A 15,911-nucleotide genomic window follows, 5' to 3' on the forward strand; every position below is an offset into this window, starting at 1 on the left:
TACTCTCACGCGAGCCCTCCCTCCAGCGCACCCTGCGAGCGGCTGCGCTCCAAGTAGGCGCTCGCGTGCTGGAGTTCCGATGTCAGGGACTCCACCGTCGTCGCCATCGCCTCGGTCGCCTGGACCTTGTACGTGTCGATCGCGTCGAGGGTGCGGTAGATCTGCTGGAAGGCGATGCGAAGGGTCTCCGCGCCGACCGCCGGGTCGGCGGCGATGCGCTGGATCTCGCCGCTCTGGGTGGCGAGCATCTCGGCGTTGCCGCGGATGAGGTCCTCCGTGGTGCCGCGCAGGGCGTTGACCTGATCGACGACCTTGCGCTGGTTGTCGAGGGCGGAGGCCAGCATCACGGAGATGCGCAGGGCCGAGACGGTGGTGGTGGCCGCGCGGTCGACGCCCTTGATGAGCTCGTCGTTGTTGCGCCGGACCACGTCCATGGCCAGGTAGCCCTGGGCGCAGACGGCGAGCTGGGTGAGCAGGTCCTGGTGCTTCTGGCGGACGGGGAAGAGGACGTCGGAACGGAGGGTGTCGGCCTGCGTCGGGTCCTGGGTCTCCACACCGGCGATGTGTTCCTCGACCGCCGTGTCCAGGGCCTGGGTGAGGACGACGTACTCCTGGAGCTTGCCCATCGTCTCCCAGAGCCGGACGCGCTCGGTCTGCAGCGCCGCGTTGTCACGGCGCAGCTCGTCCTGGCCGCCGCGCAGGGATCCCACGATCTTGTTCAACGTGCCCTGCGCGGAGGCGTACTTGGCGACGTGGTCGCGCAGCTTGTTGCCGCCGGGCAGCTTGGAGAGGAACTTCCGCCCCTTGCTCGCGGGCAGGTCGCGCGGGTCCAGGTCCTCGACCACGCGGCGGAGCTCGACGAGCGAGCCCGCGACATGGGACTGGGCGTCCTCGCCCTTGCCCGGCAGACTGCGCAGGGTGCGCTCCAGCATCCGGTTGGACTGTGCGGCCGCGCCCCGCATCTCGCCGGCGCCCAGGCCCGCGATCTCCCCGACCTTGCCGGCGAATTCGGGTGAGCGGGCGTCGAGCGAGGCGAGCCCGCCGACGTACTCGGCGGCGCGCCGCGCCATCTCGTCCCGCACGGACGGGTCGACGGGGACGAGCCCGCCGGCCTTCTCACGGGGCACGGGCGCGACGGCCTCGGGCGGTGTGAGGGTCAACTCGTTCTGTTCGGTTGTCATGTGTCGATTCCCCCTAGTTCCCGGCCCGGCGCGCCATCGCGTGCAGCACCTTGGAGGCGGGCACGGGCGCCTGCCGGACGCCGGTCAGCTTCTGGTTGAGATACGCGGTGTGGCTCGCGGTCGCCGCCGTGAACTCGGCGGTCGTGCCCTGCGGCCGGAACCCGTGCCGGACGGCGAGCTTGCGCAGCGTCGGGTCGCTGCTGAGGAGTTCACCCAGCGCGCGGCCCTGCGGAGTGAGCGGTACGACGGTGTGGTCGCTGTTCGCCGTGGTGTCCGGGTAGAGGACGGTGAGGTCGCCGACGTCCTGGCCCTCGGCGAGCAGCGAGGCGACCTGCGACTCGTACACGAGGACCAGCGGGTTGCCCGCGCCGCTGATGAAATCCCTGAACGCCGCGTCCGTGCTGGACTGTTGGGCGCCCTGGACGCTGATCAGCTTGTGCATCAGGGGCGCGGTGCGCTCGACGGCGGCGGTGTCGGCGGCCACGCGTCCGCCGTCGGCGACGTACGAGGCGGCAGCGAGGTAGAGGGCGCCGGAGTTGGAGGTGTCGGGGTCGGTGGTGGCGACATAGAGCGTGCCGGTCAACTCCCCGTGCGCCGTGGCCCCCTTGAGCTGCTGCCACGTCCGGTCGTGCCGGGCCGCGTCGAGGTAGGCGCCCATCTTGAGGGTGCCGGTGTTCTTGTCGAGGGTGGCGAGTCCGCCCGCGGCGAGTACTTGGGCCGCGCTGCGATGGGCCACCACGACAAGGGGCGAGTAGAAGGGCCGGGGGAGGGGCTGCCGTACGTGGTACTTGTCGGCGAGCTCGTCGGCCGGCGCCTGGCTGGAGGGGAAGGCGAAGTCGTACCCCTTGAGGTCGAGGCCCTCCATGGCCCAGGACCCGGAGGTCTCCGTCTTCACGGTGTAGCCCTTGGCAGCGAGGGCCTTCACCACGTCGGGATCGGCGAAGAACTCCGCCTTCTCCGAACCGATCACTCCCTGCACGGTCTTCGTTGCCGTGCCCTTGTCCTGACCATTGCGGCCCGCGACGACGGCTGCTACCACTCCGCCGATCAGCAGTACCGCCAGGACGATCCCTGCGATACGTCTCACGCCTGGAGCGTGCACCTCGGAATCCAACATTCCCCGTCTCGGGGGGTGAACACACGGTGACCACCGGGTCCCGGTACGCAACCGGAACCGGGGGTGTCACTACGCGGGGCCGCGAGGCTGTTCAGTGCCCCCGCTTCGGGGAGCGTCTCGCAGCGCCAATCCGGTACTCCGGCCGACTCGCCGAACCGTATGTCCGGACCACTGCCGACTCCTCCGGTGAACGCCACGGGGTACGCCGGCGAATCGAGGGCAGTCCCTGGGTGCACAATAAACCGGCATTCGGGGGGAATTCGCCTATGGTGATGCCATGCGCGGAATTCTCCTGGCCGGGGGCACCGGCTCGCGACTGTGGCCGCTGACCCGCTCGGTGTCGAAGCAATTGCTGCCGGTCTTCGACAAGCCCATGGTCTATTACCCGCTTTCCACACTTGTGATGGCCGGCGTCCGGGAGATCCTGGTCATCACCACTCCTGAAGACCAGTGCCACTTTCGCCGGTTGCTGGGCGATGGCGGTCAACTCGGCCTGCGTTTCGAATATCTGGCACAGGAGCGACCCGAGGGTATTGCTCATGCTTTCGTACTGGGTGCCGACTTCATCGGCGACGAGTCGGTCGCCCTGATTCTGGGCGACAACATCTTCCACGGGAGCGGCCTCGGCACCCGGCTGGCCCGCCATGACGAGCTGATCGGCGGCAGGGTGTTCGCCTACCAGGTCGCCAACCCTTCGGCGTACGGCGTGGTGGAGTTCGACGACCAGGGCCGGGCCCTGTCCCTCGAGGAGAAGCCGGCCCGGCCGAGATCCCGGTACGCCGTGCCCGGACTGTACTTCTACGACAACCGTGCCGTGGACATCGCCCGCGGACTGCGGCCCAGCGCCAGGGGCGAGCTGGAGATCACCGACCTCAATCGTGTCTATCTGGAGGCCGGGGCGCTGCACGTCACCCGGCTCGACCGGGGCACCGCGTGGCTCGACACCGGAACCTTCGCCTCCATGGTCCAGGCCTCGGAGTTCGTGCGGGTGATCGAGGAGCGGCAGGGCTTCAAGATCGGCTGCGTCGAGGAGGCGGCCTGGCGGGCCGGCCTGATCGACGACGACCGGCTCCGGGAACTGGCCCAGCCGCTGCTCAAGAGCGGATACGGCCACTATCTGCTCGGGCTGCTGGAGGACACCCGGCAGCTCGTCATGCCCCAGAGAATCCGATCCTAGGAGAGCAAGCACGTGAGAGCGCTTGACATCGAAGGGGCGTGGGTGGACACGCCCCGGGTGTTCACGGACGACAGAGGCCGATTCCACGAGTGGTTCAAGGGCTCCGCCTTCCACGATTCCACCGGCCAGGGGCTCCGGCTCGCGCAGGCCAACTGTTCCCGCTCCGTCCGCGGAACTCTCCGCGGCATCCACTACGCGTCCGTCCCGCCGGGCCAGGCCAAGCACGTCACGTGCGTGAGCGGCGCCGTCCTCGACGTGGTGGTCGACATCCGCACCGGCTCCCCGACCTTCGGGAAATGGGAGGCGGTACGGCTCGACGACACGACGCACCGCTGTGTCTACCTCTCGGAAGGGCTGGGCCACGCCTTCATGGCGTTGGAGGACGATTCCACCGTCGTCTATCTGTGCTCCCAGGGGTACGCGCCGCAGCGCGAGCACGGAATCAACCCGCTCGACCCGACGCTGGCCATCGACTGGCCCGACCATCTCGCGCCGCGTCTTTCCGAGAAGGACGCTGCTGCGCCCACTCTGGCGGAAGCCCAGCGGCAAGGTCTGCTGCCTTCCATCGAGGACTGCGCCGCGTATCGCGGAGATCTCGTGAGCAACGCCGTGCACCATTCCTAGCGGCCATGTCGAAGTCCGCACCGGGGGAATCTGCAAGGAAGACGTGGGAAAGTCGTCCATTCTGCTCTCCGGTGGCGCCGAATCGTTGCGTGCGATGCGTTGAGGCCGCTCGGGTGATCCTCGTCTGCGGCATCGCGCGAGCCGTGACCATCCAATTACCGACCGTTTAAGAATGGCTTTGTCCGCCGCCAAAGGCGACGCGATCCGCACGCGTAGAAAGCGCACTGAGTGCGCGCGCTCGCGGTTTGACTCCCTCCCAGTTCGTGAGGAAGGTTCTCTTGAGCCGCAGAAAGATTCGAAGTGCAAACCTGAGGTCCGCCGCGCTGGTGACCACGGGTGCTCTCGCATTGGCGCTCAACGTCGCGCCGAGCGCGGTGGCCATCGCCGACGCGATCCACAGGTCCAGCACCGTCAGCGCTGTTCCGTACACGGCCCCCGGCCTGCACGGTGTCGACAACGATCCTTACGGTGGCAAGGGCGACCGCGGCCCTCAGGGTCACCAGGGCCACGAGGGCAAGCCCGGTAAGAAGGGCGCGCAGGGTTTCCAGGGCGCGCAGGGTTTCCAGGGCAACCAGGGTAAAAAGGGCGACACGGGTGACCGGGGCCCGCAGGGTTTCCAGGGTTTCCAGGGTGACAAGGGCGCTCAGGGTAACCAGGGTAACCAGGGCAACCAGGGTGACAAGGGCGACAAGGGAGACCAGGGCGCTCAAGGTAACCAGGGCAACCAGGGGAACCAGGGCAACCAGGGTGACAAGGGCGACAAGGGAGACCAGGGCGCCCAGGGTAACCAGGGCAACCAGGGCAACCAGGGTGACAAGGGCGACAAGGGAGACCAGGGCGCTCAGGGTAACCAGGGCAACCAGGGCAACCAGGGTGACAAGGGCGACAAGGGAGACCAGGGCGCCCAGGGTAACCAGGGCAACCAGGGTTACCAGGGTGACAAGGGCGACAAGGGAGACCAGGGCGCCCAGGGCAACCAGGGCTTCCAGGGCTTCCAGGGTGGCAAGGGAGACAAGGGAGACCAGGGTCTTACGGGCGCTCAGGGCAACCAGGGCAACCAGGGGAACCAGGGCAACCAGGGCGACAAGGGCGACAAGGGTGACGCCGGCGGTGCCGGCACCCAGGGCAACCAGGGCTTCCAGGGCTTCCAGGGCGACAAGGGAGACAAGGGAGACCAGGGTCTTACGGGCGCTCAGGGCAACCAAGGCAACCAAGGCAACCAGGGCAACCAGGGCAACCAGGGAGAGCAGGGCAAGCAGGGAGACAAGGGCGACCAGGGTCTTACGGGCAGCCAGGGCAACCAGGGGAACCAGGGGAACCAGGGCAACCAGGGCTTCCAGGGTGGCAAGGGAGACAAGGGGGACCAGGGTCTTACGGGCGCTCAGGGCAACCAGGGCAACCAGGGGAACCAGGGCAACCAGGGCAACCAGGGCAACCAGGGCTTCCAGGGTGTCGCGGGTCCGGTCACCCTTTACGTCAAGTCCGTGACCGGATCCGGCCCGCGGACTGTCACGTGCGACACCGGTGACAGCGCCACCGGCGGTGGAGTCCAAAGCGGGCAGGGCGAAAGCAACGACAACGCAATCAGGAACACCAGGCCGTTCGGGACTACCCCGCCCACTGGGTGGCAAGGGCAGGCAAGCGGCTCGACCAACATCACCGTCTACGTGGTCTGCGCAGACCTCACGCCGTAACTCCCATGTGAGTGTCAGCGAGTGACAGGTGCCCCCGAGGCCTCGGCCTCGTGGGCACCGTCCTCATTTTCCCCTTGATCAGGCAGAAAGCTCGGAGAGCCATGCGCATCCTCGTAACCGGTGGCGCCGGATTCATCGGCTCGGAATACGTCCGCCGACGGCTGGAATCGGATCCGGCGACGCGGATCACCGTCCTCGACAAACTCACCTATTCGGGAGTCGAGGCGAATCTGGCGCCGGTGGCGAAGCACCCCGGATACACCTTCGTCCAGGGAGACATCTGCGACCCGGACGTGGTTGACCAGGTAACGGCGGGCCAGGACGCGGTGGTGCACTTCGCCGCCGAGTCGCACGTGGACCGGTCGATCGACGGGGCCGGTCCCTTCGTAAGCACCAATGTGACGGGCACTCAGGTGCTTCTCGACGCGGCCCGCCGGCACGGCGTCGGCCGCTTCGTCCATGTGTCCACCGACGAGGTCTACGGCTCGATCAGCGAGGGCTCCTGGACCGAGGCATGGCCGCTGGCGCCGAACTCCCCGTACTCCGCCTCGAAGGCCGGCGCCGACCTGCTTGCTCTCGCCTACCACCGCACCCATGGCCTGGACGTCGTGGTCACCCGGTGCACCAACAACTACGGGCCGTACCAGTTCCCCGAGAAGGTCGTCCCGCTCTTCATCACCAACCTGCTCGACGGGAAGCCGGTCCCCCTGTACGGAGACGGCCGCAACATGCGCGACTGGCTGCACGTCTCCGACCACTGCCGGGGCATCGACCTGGTCCTGCACGGCGGCCGGGCCGGCGAGGTCTACAACATCGGCGGCGGAACCGAGCTGACCAACCACAAGCTCACCGGGCTGCTGCTGGACGCGGTGGGCGCGGGCTGGGACCGGGTCGAGTACGTGGCCGACCGCAAGGGCCACGACCTGCGCTACTCGCTGGACGACGGCAAGATCCGCGAGCAGCTCGGCTACGCCCCGCAGGTGTCCTTCACGGACGGCCTGGCCGCCACGGTCGCCTGGTACCGCGCGCACCGCACCTGGTGGGAGCCGCTGAAAGCACGGGTGGCACTGCGATGACCACGAACTGGCTGGTGACCGGTGCGGGCGGGATGCTCGGCCAGGACGTGCTGGCCGAACTCGCCGCCGATCCCGATGCCGTTGTGACGGGACTGAGCCGTCAGCAGCTGGACATCACCGACCCGGCGGTCGTCCGCACGGCCGTCACCGGGCACCGGGTGGTCGTCAACTGCGCGGCCTGGACGGACGTCGACGGCGCCGAGCGGGCCGAGACCGCGGCAACAGCCGTGAACGGCACGGGAGTACGCCACCTCGCACACGCCTGCGCGGACAGTGACGCCATCCTGCTGCACATCTCCACGGACTACGTGCTCCCCGGCGACGCCCGTCGGCCGTACCCCGAAGACGCGCCGACGGGGCCCGTGAACGCGTACGGGCGAAGCAAGCTGGCGGGGGAGCGGGCGGTTGTCGAACTCCTCCCGCACACCGGCTACATCGTGCGCACCGCCTGGCTCTACGGCGCGCACGGAACGAACTTCGTGGCCACCATGCTCGAACTCGCGTCTCGGCACGAGACCTTGGACGTGGTGGCCGACCAGCACGGCCAGCCGACCTGGTCCCGGGCGCTGGCCCGGCAGCTGGCCGCCCTCGGCCGCGCCGCGCTGACCGGAGGGGCACCGGCCGGCATCTATCACGGCACGGCGGCCGGGCGGACCACTTGGTGCGGTCTGGCGCGGGAGACCTTCCGGCTCAGCGGCCTCGATCCCGAGCGGATCCGTCCGGTCGGCTCGGACAAGTTCCCGCGTCCGGCACCGCGCCCGGCGTTCGGTGTACTCGGTCACGGCAGCTGGCTGCGGGCCGGGCTCGGCCCGCTCCCGCAGTGGGAGGACCAGCTGGCCTCGGCTCTGAAGGCACCCGCCTTCGCCGACCTGGCCCACGCGGCGCGGACGACACAGCGGCCCTGAACGCAGGAGGCGCCCTGCGGGACCCGACGGTCCCGCAGGGCGCCTCTCGCGTTACCCGCCTAGACCAGCAGCGGACCGCCGCACCGCTCGGCGCCTTCCTTCATCGCGATGAGGTTCGCGATCACGTACGAGATGTCGTTCCGGGAGTGCCACTCGGACGGGTAGTAGGTGACCAGTCGCGAGCTCTGGAACTTCGCCTCGATCTGCGGCACGAAGGCGCGGTACTGGTTGTCCGTGTAGTACCAGAACGAGTTCTCGTTGTAGTACGCGACATGCGTCGGGTCCTGGTAGGCGCCGCGGCCGTCGGAGCTGGGCGTCATGCTGAGGAGCATGCCGCCGGGTGCCAGCAGCCGGTACAGCTCGTTGATCAGCGGCACCTTGGCCGGCACGTGCTCGAGGAAGTCCACCGCCCGCATCAGACCGACCGAGTCGTCCGGCAGGTCGAGCTTCCCGGGCAGGGTCGCGACGATGTCGACGCCCTTACCGGGGTACTGGTCCACGCCCACGTAGCCGGGTGGCTTCCGGTGCCCCGCGCCGAGGTCCACCGCGAGCAGTCCGCGCCGATGGGTCCAGGCGAGGGCGTTGGCCTCGATGTACTTGTTGTACAGGGTGACCGTCTGGCGCTGGATGTGCGCGTTGATCTCCGGGTCGCTCTGGGTGTTCCCGGCGTGAACCCGCTGGAGGTACAGGCAGCGGTTGATGTGGTGGAAGTCGCCGATGTGGAAGAGGCGGCACATCAGGTCCTGGTCGTCCAGGACCGTGAGTTCGGCGTCGTATCCGCCGGCCTTTTCGTAGCTCTCCTTGCGGAACGCCCGGACATGGTTGGGCGCGTACCAGATGTAGGCGACATTGTGCGGCGTCGGAGCCATGGACTGCGCCTGGAGCAGCCTGCGGCCGTCGACGCGCGCCTCGCTGTACTGCCAACCGTGCGCCTCGTTGAAACGGGTGTCGTCCCGCTTTCCGTCCTCGGTGATCTGCGCGGTGTTGCTGTAGGCGAGGACGACCTCGGGATTCGCGTCGAACGCCTTGCCGACCTCCGCCAGGCAGGCCTTCGCCAGCAGGTCGTCGTGGTCGAGTTCCACGAGGATCTCGCCGCGGGCAAGTTCACAGGCCCTGCGCTTCGCCGCTCCGACGCCTTTGACATCGTCCGCGATCTCCACCCGGACCCGCTCGTCGGGGTGCTCCGGCCGCCATCGGGCGCCGTTGTTGAGCAGGACGATCCATTCCCAGTCCGAACAGGTCTGCGCCTGCAAGGTCGCCAGACAGTCGTCGAGGAAGCGGGGCCTGTGGCTGGGGGTGAAGACGGAGAACCTAGGTGTCGCCGTCGACGTCATCTGCTGCTCCCTGCGTGGCTAGAGGTGGGTGGGGTGCTTACGGAATCCCGGAACTCTTCCGGGACCTGAGAAAGCGTCTGGTGGTCGGCCGCGACCGCGCGGCGGAAAGCAGCCTCGGCCTCGTCGTTGCGGTCCTCCTTCGCCAGGAGGAGACCGAGTTGCAGGTGCGTCGTGGCCGCCTTCGGATCGGCGGCGACGGCGCGGTTCAGGAGATCAATGGCCCGGTCGGGTTCGCTCGCCGCGAGCAGATTCGCCTCGCCGTTGAGAGCGGACACGAATGAGGGATCGATCTTCAGAGCCTTTTCGTAGTCCGCACGGGCATCCGCCGTCCGGCCGCTCTGTTGTGCGATGGCCCCCAGGCTGTACCAGGCGAACTTGTTCCCGGGGTCCAGTTCCAGAACTCGCCTGTAGGTACGGGCAGCACCTTCGGAATCGTGTTGCTTCTCCTGCAGAATCCCGGTCTGCATAAGCAGATTGGTATCTTGGAGAACCCGGTTCGCCGACGACGAATCCTTGGATTTTGTGGAGCCGGCCGATAGGGCCTTGGATGCCGTGGAGCCGGTCGACGGGGAGTGCATCGCCCAGAGAGTCACCCCGGCGCCGATCGCTACCGTTCCCGCGAGCCCTGCCCACAAACTTCTACGTTTCACTTTGTCACATCTCGTGGAATAGTGGAAGGCGGATAGATGCGGCTCATCTCAGTTGATCGGCACAGAGGTTACGGTGCGCCTCTATGTCGCCGGCATTCGGCAGGCGCTCGGAGAACGCAAACCACCCGAATGTACGAGTTGAAAGCGGTTGTTTCGGGTCGGCCTCAGGGACATCATCCGTCGCCCTCCGCTCGGTTCGATGTCGGGGTGGGGCTGAGAGATTCCCGGTACGGCGACGGCACTTGGGAAAGCAGCGAGGGGTCGGTCGCGACCGCGCGACGGTACTCGTCCGCGGCCTCGTCGACACGGTTCTTCTGTGCCAGGATTCCGGCGAGTTGCAGATGGGCCGTGGACGCCCCGGGTTTGGCGGCGATGGCGCGTCTCAGGAGTCGCATGGACTGATCGGGATCGCTCGACTTCAGCAGAATCGCCTTGTTGAAGAGAGCCTGCGGGAACTTCGGATCGCTCTTCAGGGCCTTGTCGTAGGCCGTACGGGCGTCGTTCGTCCTGCCGTCCCGCTGTGCGATGACCCCCAGGTCGTACCAGGCGTACACGTTGTGAGGATCCAGTTCCAGAACCCGCTTGTAGCTACGAGCGGCGCCTTCGTAATCGTGATTCTTATCCTGCCGAATTCCCTTCAGCAGAACCGAATCGGCCTCCCGGAGAACCTGGTTCGCCGCCTTGGAGTTCGGGTCCGCTGCCAAGTGGGACGCAAGCGCCCACGATGTCACCCCGGTGACAACAGCACCTGCGCCGGTGAGTCCTACCAGCAATTTCCTGTGTTTCACCTTGTCACATCTCGTGGAATAGCGGAGCACGGATGGGTGTGCCTCAACTCGGGTGGCCAGCAGGGACGTTACGACGCCGCCCCGATGACACCGCCACTCGGCAGGCGCTTGGGTGATGCAATCCACCCGAATGCACGAGTCGGAAATGGACGGCGTCGGGCCAGCCTCTTTGCGTGGCGTTGAGTCGCTGGATACGGTCACGCATCGCTTGTGTGCCGCTGCTGAGTGGGATGGGACCCGTGAAGTCAACGATCTGTCTGAACATGATCGTCAAGGACGAAGCCCCGGTGATCCGGCGTTGTCTCGAATCCGTACGGCCCTTGATCGACAGATGGGTCATCGTGGACACAGGCTCCACCGACGGTACGCAGGACATCATCCGCGACGTCTACGGCGACCTGCCCGGCGAACTGTACGAACGACCCTGGAAGGGGTTCGACGGCAGCCGTAGCGAGGCGATCGAACTCGCCCGCGCCACGGCGGACTATCTGCTCTTCATGGACGCCGACGACGTGATGGACGTGCCGCGCGGCGCTCGAATGCCGGAACTGGCTCGGGACGCCTACGACGTCACCCTGCGGGAAGGCCCCGACGTCCACCGGCGCCGCGCCCTGGTTTCGACCCGGTTGCCGTGGCGGTACGTCGGCGTCCTGCACGAGTACCTCGACTGTGGTTCGCAGTACACCAGCGGGGTGTTGGAGGGCGCCACGATCGTCGTCGTGGGTGGCGGGGGACGTAGCAAGGGGAAAAGCACGCGGGAGAAGTACCTGGCAGACGCCGAGATCCTCCAACAGGGCCTGATCAAGGAGCCCGAAAACGGGCGCTATGTGTTCTACCTCGCCCAGAGCTGGGGCAACGCCGGTGAGTTGGAGAAGGCACTCGAAACCTATGACCGCCGGGCGGGCATGGGCGGCTCGGACGAGGAGGTCTTCTGCTCCCGCCTGTTCGCCGCACAGTTCGCCGTACAGCTGGGGCGACCGCCGGCCGAGGTGATGAACCGCTTTCTCGGTGCGCACGAGAGCCGCCCCACGCGCGCCGAAGCGCTCGGCGAACTCGCGAGTTGGTGCCGCCTCAACGGGCAGCGGTGGCCGCTCGCCCACCTGTTCGCGCGGGAGGCGGCACGCCTCCCGTATCCGAGCGGCGACCACATGTTCATCCAGTCGGAGTGGTGCGACTGGCGTGCCCTCGACGAACTCGCGGTGTCCGCCTACTGGGTCGGGGAGTACGCGGAAGCGGAGGAATGCTGTGAACGCCTGCTGATCGGCAACAAGTTGCCCGCCGAACACCGTGACCGCGTGATCCAGAATCTGGAGCTCGCGCGACGCCACCTGCGCTCGAAGCAACTCGTAGGCGTCTGAAGGGGGCACGGCCCGCAGGGCGTCGAAGGCGCCCGGCGAACCTCACGGTCCACCGGGTGGTAGGCGCCGCGGCCGTCGGATGCTTCTCGGGCAGGGTCGCGACGATGTCGTGGCAACCCGGTCCGCGCGTCGCTGCGGGTACGCGCGGACCGGGGCCGTTCGAGGGGAGCCGTGGGGCTCAGTGGGACGCGAGTTCGCGGGGGTCGGCGGCGGATGCGTGGGCGTCCATGCGCTCGGCCGCCAGGATCGCGGCGGCCGTGTCGGCGCGGGACGCGGCGACGACGAGGGCGCGCCCGGCAAGCGCGTGCGCCCGCTGGTGGAGCGCCACCGCGCCGGGTTCATGGACGGCGGCGGCCACCGTGGACCGTACGGGTGTGGACCCTCCCCGCAGCCGCGCCACCTGCCCGGCGAGCCGCTCGGCGGCGGTGTCGAGGTCGGCGGACGGTGCGAGGGCGCGGATCTCGTCCGTCACCGCGAGCAGCGCCGCGAGGTGACCGGCGAGCTGGATGTCCAGCTCCTCCTCGCGCGACCGGTGGGGGAAGTCGCAGGGGGTGGTGCCGGCCATCGTGTGGACCGACTTGGTGCGGATCGGTTCGTACATGGGACGGCCTCCTGTGCTCTGACAGGAAGCCATCCTAGCTTAGATTTCGTCTAAAGTTGAGCCCGGTCGCAGAACTTGTCGTACCGCGCACACAGCGTGAGGGTCACGGCTGGCTGTAGCCGTCCAGGAAGTTGCCGATCCGGGTCACCGCGTCGGTCAGATCGCCGACCGTCGGCAGCGTGACCACCCGGAAGTGGTCCGACGCGGGCCAGTTGAAGCCCGTCCCCTGGACGACCATGATCTTCTCGCGGCGCAGCAGGTCGAGGACCATCTGCCGGTCGTCCTTGATCTTGAAGACCTTCGGGTCGAGGCGCGGGAAGAGGTACAGCGCCCCCTTCGGCTTCACACAGCTCACGCCCGGGATCTGCGTCAGCAGCTCGTGGGCGACGTCCCGCTGTTCCTTCAGCCGCCCGCCGGGCAGCACCAGGTCGTTGATCGTCTGGCGTCCGCTCAGTGCGGCGACCACACCGTGCTGACCCGGCATGTTCGCGCACAGCCGCATGTTCGCGAGGATCGTCAGACCCTCGATGTAGGAGTCCGCGTGCGCGCGCGGGCCCGAGATCGACATCCAGCCCACCCGGTAACCCGCCACCCGGTACGCCTTCGACATGCCGTTGAAGGTGAGCGTGAGCAGGTCCGGGGCGATCGCGGCGGTCGCCGTGTGCGTGGCACCGTCGTACAGGATCTTGTCGTAGATCTCGTCGGAGCAGACGAGGAGGTTGTGGCGGCGGGCGATGTCCGTCAGGCCCCGGATCATCGCCTCGTCGTACACCGCACCCGTCGGGTTGTTCGGGTTGATGATCACGATCGCCTTGGTGCGGTCGGTGACCTTCCGCTCCACGTCCGCGAGGTCGGGCATCCAGTCGGACTGCTCGTCGCAGTGGTAGTGCACGGCCGTGCCGCCGGAGAGGGAGACCGCGGCGGTCCACAGCGGGTAGTCCGGCGCGGGTACGAGCACCTCGTCGCCGTCGTCCAGCAGGCCCTGCATCGCCATCACGATCAGCTCGGAGACGCCGTTGCCGATGAAGACGTGCTCGACGTCCGTCTCGATGCCGAGGGTCTGGTTGTGCATGACCACCGCTCGGCGCGCCGCGAGCAGGCCCTTCGCGTCGCCGTAGCCGTGGGCCGACGAGACGTTGCGGAGGATGTCCTCCAGGATCTCGGGCGGGCACTCGAAACCGAACGCCGCCGGATTTCCCGTGTTGAGCTTGAGGATGCGGTGACCGGCAGCTTCAAGCCGCATCGCCTCCTCAAGAACCGGACCCCGGATCTCATAGCAGACGTTGGCGAGCTTCGTGGACTGGATCACCTGCATGTCCGTGAGCTTACGGCCGCGTAACGCTCCGCGGGGGGTGTTTTTCACCACGTGAGACGTGGCGGTTTGGCCATCTTTGTCCGCTCGCTACGCCGTAAGCCCTTGCGGCACCTAGAATGCGCGCCCATGTCCTGGCAGTCCGGCGAACCCGAAACCGCGCCGACGGTGTACCTCCCGCAGAGCGACGGCGAGGCGACCCCGGCCTATGAGGCGTACACGGACCCGGCCGAGGCGCACGGCTGGCAGAAGGGGTACGAAGAGGGCGGTGACGGTGCCCCCGTCGCGCGGGGGGCGGACGGGGACGGGGAGGACACCCTCGTCCAGGACGCCGTGCCCGGTGATCCGTCGGGTGACCCGTCCGGCCGCCGCGAGCGTCTGCTGCGCCGACGCCGGGCCCGGCTGCTGCGCCGGCTGGCCGTGGCCGGCGGGGTGGCGTGCGTCGTCCTCCTCGCCGTCGTGATCTCTGGGGTGTTCGACTCCGGGGCGTCCGAGGGGTCGCGCGGTACGGGCGGGAAACCGGCCTCGCCCCCGCACCTCCCCACGGGGGCCGCCGCGCCCACGCAGGGCTCCGCCACGACCGCGGGAACCTCTTCGGTGGGCCCGTCGCCCACCGCGTCGCCCGGGGTGTCCGGGAGTGCGGGCGCCGCCTCCGCCTCCCCGTCCGCGAGCGCCTCGACGGCCCCCGCGTCCACGGCTCCCGCGACCGCCACGGCCACCTCCACGACCGAGGACGGCCGGGGCAACTCCAACGGCCACGGCCAAGGAGCCACGAAGCGGCCCAAGTAGCCGTCGATGCCGGTTGATTGACCTGCCGTGAGGGGGGCAGGGCGCTACCGGTCGGCGCCGGGTCGAGTGGGCTGCCGCGGGATCCTTCTCCCGCCGGGGCGGCCTTCATGGAGAAGATCTTTCGGACGAACCGTCAGGTGCCGGTTGCCGACGGGCCCGTGGTGCTCTTCGCGGGCTGTATCACGCCGAACCGCATGGCCCGTTGCCATGAACTCGGCGCGCCGATCACCATGTCCGGCGCCGAGCTGTTCGAGTTCATCGACGCCACTCTCGCCTCCCGGCGCGAAACACCCCCACCGGCCTAGGCCAAAAACAACTCCTTGTCCCTCACCCCCTCTCCCCTCACAATGCGCATGACAAATCAACAGGTGACCGGAAAACCTTCGGTCACCCACGTCGCAAGAGGGGACCCCCACATGAGAAAGCCTCTCGTTGCCGCGCTCTTCGCCCTGGTGATCGCCGGGGCAGGCGTGGCACCCGCGGTCGCGGCGCCCGTGACCACGGACGGCGCGACCACGAAGAGCACGGCCGCACCCGCGATCCAGGCCGTCAACTTCGCCGGCACCGTCTCGCTCAGCAACTGCTCCGGATCCGTCATCCGCTTCCCGAACTCCGAGGACGACGACCCCGCGCTCGTGCTCTCCAACGGCCACTGCCTGGAGACCGGCTTCCCGGCGCCGGGTGAGGTCATCGTCGACCAGGCCTCCAGCCGCTCGTTCGGCCTGCTCAACTCCGCCGGCACCAGGGTGGCGACGCTGCGCGCGAGCAAGGTCGCGTACTCCACGATGACCGACACGGACATCACGATCTACCAGCTCACCCGCACCTACGCGCAGATCAAGAGCTCGTACGGCATCAACGCGCTCACGCTTCAGGACACGCACCCGGTCGCCGGTACCGCGATCACGGTCGTCTCCGGCTATTGGAAGCGGACGTACGCCTGCAACATCGACGGTTTCGTCTACCGCCTCAAGGAAGGCGACTGGACCTGGAAGGACTCGGTCCGCTACACCTCCGCCTGCCAGACCATCGGCGGTACTTCGGGCTCGCCGGTCATCGACAACGCCACCGGCAAGGTCGTCGCCGTCAACAACACCGGCAACGAGAACGGCGAACGCTGCACGGAGAACAACCCCTGCGAGGTCGACGCCAACGGCAACGTCACCGTCCGCGAGGGCATCAACTACGCCGAGGAGACCTATCAGATCGTCCCCTGCTTCGGCCTCGACAACAAGCTCGACCTGAGCCGCACCGGGTGCACGCTGCCCAAGCCGTAGGGCCGTAAGGCCCCAAGAGGGTGGGGGC

16 protein-coding genes are annotated in these 15,911 nt (G+C 68.0%); 9 read left to right on the forward strand and 7 right to left on the reverse strand.

Annotation, left to right across the window (positions count from 1 at the left end):
- Window positions 1-5: 5 nt before the first annotated feature.
- Together IEY95_RS33970 and IEY95_RS33975 are read right to left on the reverse strand one after the other, a co-directional pair.
- Complete coding sequence (locus tag IEY95_RS33970) at window positions 6-1,181, reverse strand: toxic anion resistance protein (protein WP_189190027.1); 1,176 nt, start codon at window positions 1,179-1,181, stop codon at window positions 6-8.
- Window positions 1,182-1,194: 13 nt separating this feature from the next.
- Entirely contained in the window at window positions 1,195-2,268 is a 1,074-nt protein-coding gene (locus IEY95_RS33975; protein WP_189190028.1) for a substrate-binding domain-containing protein, read from the reverse strand.
- A 307-nt stretch (window positions 2,269-2,575) separates the two neighbouring features.
- On the opposite strand from IEY95_RS33975, the gene rfbA reads away from it, so the two are divergent.
- The 5 genes from rfbA (at window position 2,576) to rfbD (ending at window position 7,774) form a co-directional block, all read left to right on the forward strand.
- A complete protein-coding gene (gene rfbA, locus IEY95_RS33980) occupies window positions 2,576-3,475 on the forward strand; it encodes a glucose-1-phosphate thymidylyltransferase RfbA (RefSeq protein ID WP_189190029.1) in 900 nt (299 codons plus the stop codon).
- A gap of 12 nt (window positions 3,476-3,487) precedes the next feature.
- A complete protein-coding gene (rfbC, locus tag IEY95_RS33985) occupies window positions 3,488-4,099 on the forward strand; it encodes a dTDP-4-dehydrorhamnose 3,5-epimerase (protein ID WP_189190030.1) in 612 nt (203 codons plus the stop codon).
- A 326-nt stretch (window positions 4,100-4,425) separates the two neighbouring features.
- On the forward strand, window positions 4,426-5,793 hold the full coding sequence (locus IEY95_RS49545; RefSeq protein ID WP_229703553.1) for a collagen-like domain-containing protein: 1,368 nt from the start codon (window positions 4,426-4,428) through the stop codon (window positions 5,791-5,793).
- Window positions 5,794-5,894: 101 nt separating this feature from the next.
- A complete protein-coding gene (rfbB, locus tag IEY95_RS34000) occupies window positions 5,895-6,869 on the forward strand; it encodes a dTDP-glucose 4,6-dehydratase (protein WP_189190031.1) in 975 nt (324 codons plus the stop codon).
- Window positions 6,866-7,774, forward strand: coding sequence for a dTDP-4-dehydrorhamnose reductase (gene rfbD, locus IEY95_RS34005; protein WP_189190032.1), 909 nt, complete (start codon window positions 6,866-6,868; stop codon window positions 7,772-7,774). The genes rfbB and rfbD overlap by 4 nt, the downstream gene beginning before the upstream one ends.
- 59 nt (window positions 7,775-7,833) lie before the next feature.
- Here the strand turns inward: rfbD and IEY95_RS34010 are convergent, their stop codons facing one another.
- The 3 genes from IEY95_RS34010 to IEY95_RS34020 all read right to left on the reverse strand — a co-directional run bounded on the left by IEY95_RS34010 (window position 7,834) and on the right by IEY95_RS34020 (window position 10,546).
- Window positions 7,834-9,108 (reverse strand): glycosyltransferase, encoded by a 1,275-nt coding sequence (locus tag IEY95_RS34010; protein ID WP_189190033.1) that lies wholly within the window; start codon window positions 9,106-9,108, stop codon window positions 7,834-7,836.
- The gene (locus IEY95_RS34015; protein WP_189190034.1) at window positions 9,105-9,686 is read right to left on the reverse strand and encodes a tetratricopeptide repeat protein; all 582 of its coding nucleotides are present in this window, start codon (window positions 9,684-9,686) and stop codon (window positions 9,105-9,107) included. Before IEY95_RS34015 ends, IEY95_RS34010 begins: the two co-directional genes overlap by 4 nt.
- A gap of 245 nt (window positions 9,687-9,931) precedes the next feature.
- Window positions 9,932-10,546 carry a tetratricopeptide repeat protein gene (locus IEY95_RS34020; RefSeq protein ID WP_229703554.1) on the reverse strand — a complete coding sequence of 205 codons (615 nt, stop codon included), beginning with the start codon at window positions 10,544-10,546 and terminating at the stop codon, window positions 9,932-9,934.
- Between the two features lie 239 nt (window positions 10,547-10,785).
- Here IEY95_RS34020 and IEY95_RS34025 point away from each other — a divergent pair, with 239 nt between their 5' ends.
- Window positions 10,786-11,904 carry a glycosyltransferase gene (locus IEY95_RS34025; RefSeq protein WP_189190036.1) on the forward strand — a complete coding sequence of 373 codons (1,119 nt, stop codon included), beginning with the start codon at window positions 10,786-10,788 and terminating at the stop codon, window positions 11,902-11,904.
- A 178-nt stretch (window positions 11,905-12,082) separates the two neighbouring features.
- Here the strand turns inward: IEY95_RS34025 and IEY95_RS34030 are convergent, their stop codons facing one another.
- Entirely contained in the window at window positions 12,083-12,505 is a 423-nt protein-coding gene (locus tag IEY95_RS34030) for an SCO4983 family protein (RefSeq protein WP_189190037.1), read from the reverse strand.
- A gap of 103 nt (window positions 12,506-12,608) precedes the next feature.
- Window positions 12,609-13,820: a pyridoxal phosphate-dependent aminotransferase gene (locus IEY95_RS34035; protein WP_189190038.1), complete on the reverse strand. Its 1,212-nt coding sequence runs from the start codon at window positions 13,818-13,820 to the stop codon at window positions 12,609-12,611.
- 126 nt (window positions 13,821-13,946) lie between these two features.
- Here IEY95_RS34035 and IEY95_RS34040 point away from each other — a divergent pair, with 126 nt between their 5' ends.
- The 3 genes from IEY95_RS34040 (at window position 13,947) to IEY95_RS34050 (ending at window position 15,883) form a co-directional block, all read left to right on the forward strand.
- Complete coding sequence (locus IEY95_RS34040; RefSeq protein WP_189190039.1) at window positions 13,947-14,606, forward strand: hypothetical protein; 660 nt, start codon at window positions 13,947-13,949, stop codon at window positions 14,604-14,606.
- Window positions 14,607-14,713: 107 nt separating this feature from the next.
- Window positions 14,714-14,911, forward strand: coding sequence for a hypothetical protein (locus IEY95_RS34045; RefSeq protein WP_189190040.1), 198 nt, complete (start codon window positions 14,714-14,716; stop codon window positions 14,909-14,911).
- Between the two features lie 111 nt (window positions 14,912-15,022).
- Window positions 15,023-15,883 carry a S1 family peptidase gene (locus tag IEY95_RS34050; protein ID WP_189190041.1) on the forward strand — a complete coding sequence of 287 codons (861 nt, stop codon included), beginning with the start codon at window positions 15,023-15,025 and terminating at the stop codon, window positions 15,881-15,883.
- Window positions 15,884-15,911: the final 28 nt, after the last annotated feature.

Source organism: Streptomyces albiflavescens, assembly GCF_014645835.1.
In the GTDB taxonomy this organism is placed as follows: domain Bacteria; phylum Actinomycetota; class Actinomycetes; order Streptomycetales; family Streptomycetaceae; genus Streptomyces; species Streptomyces albiflavescens.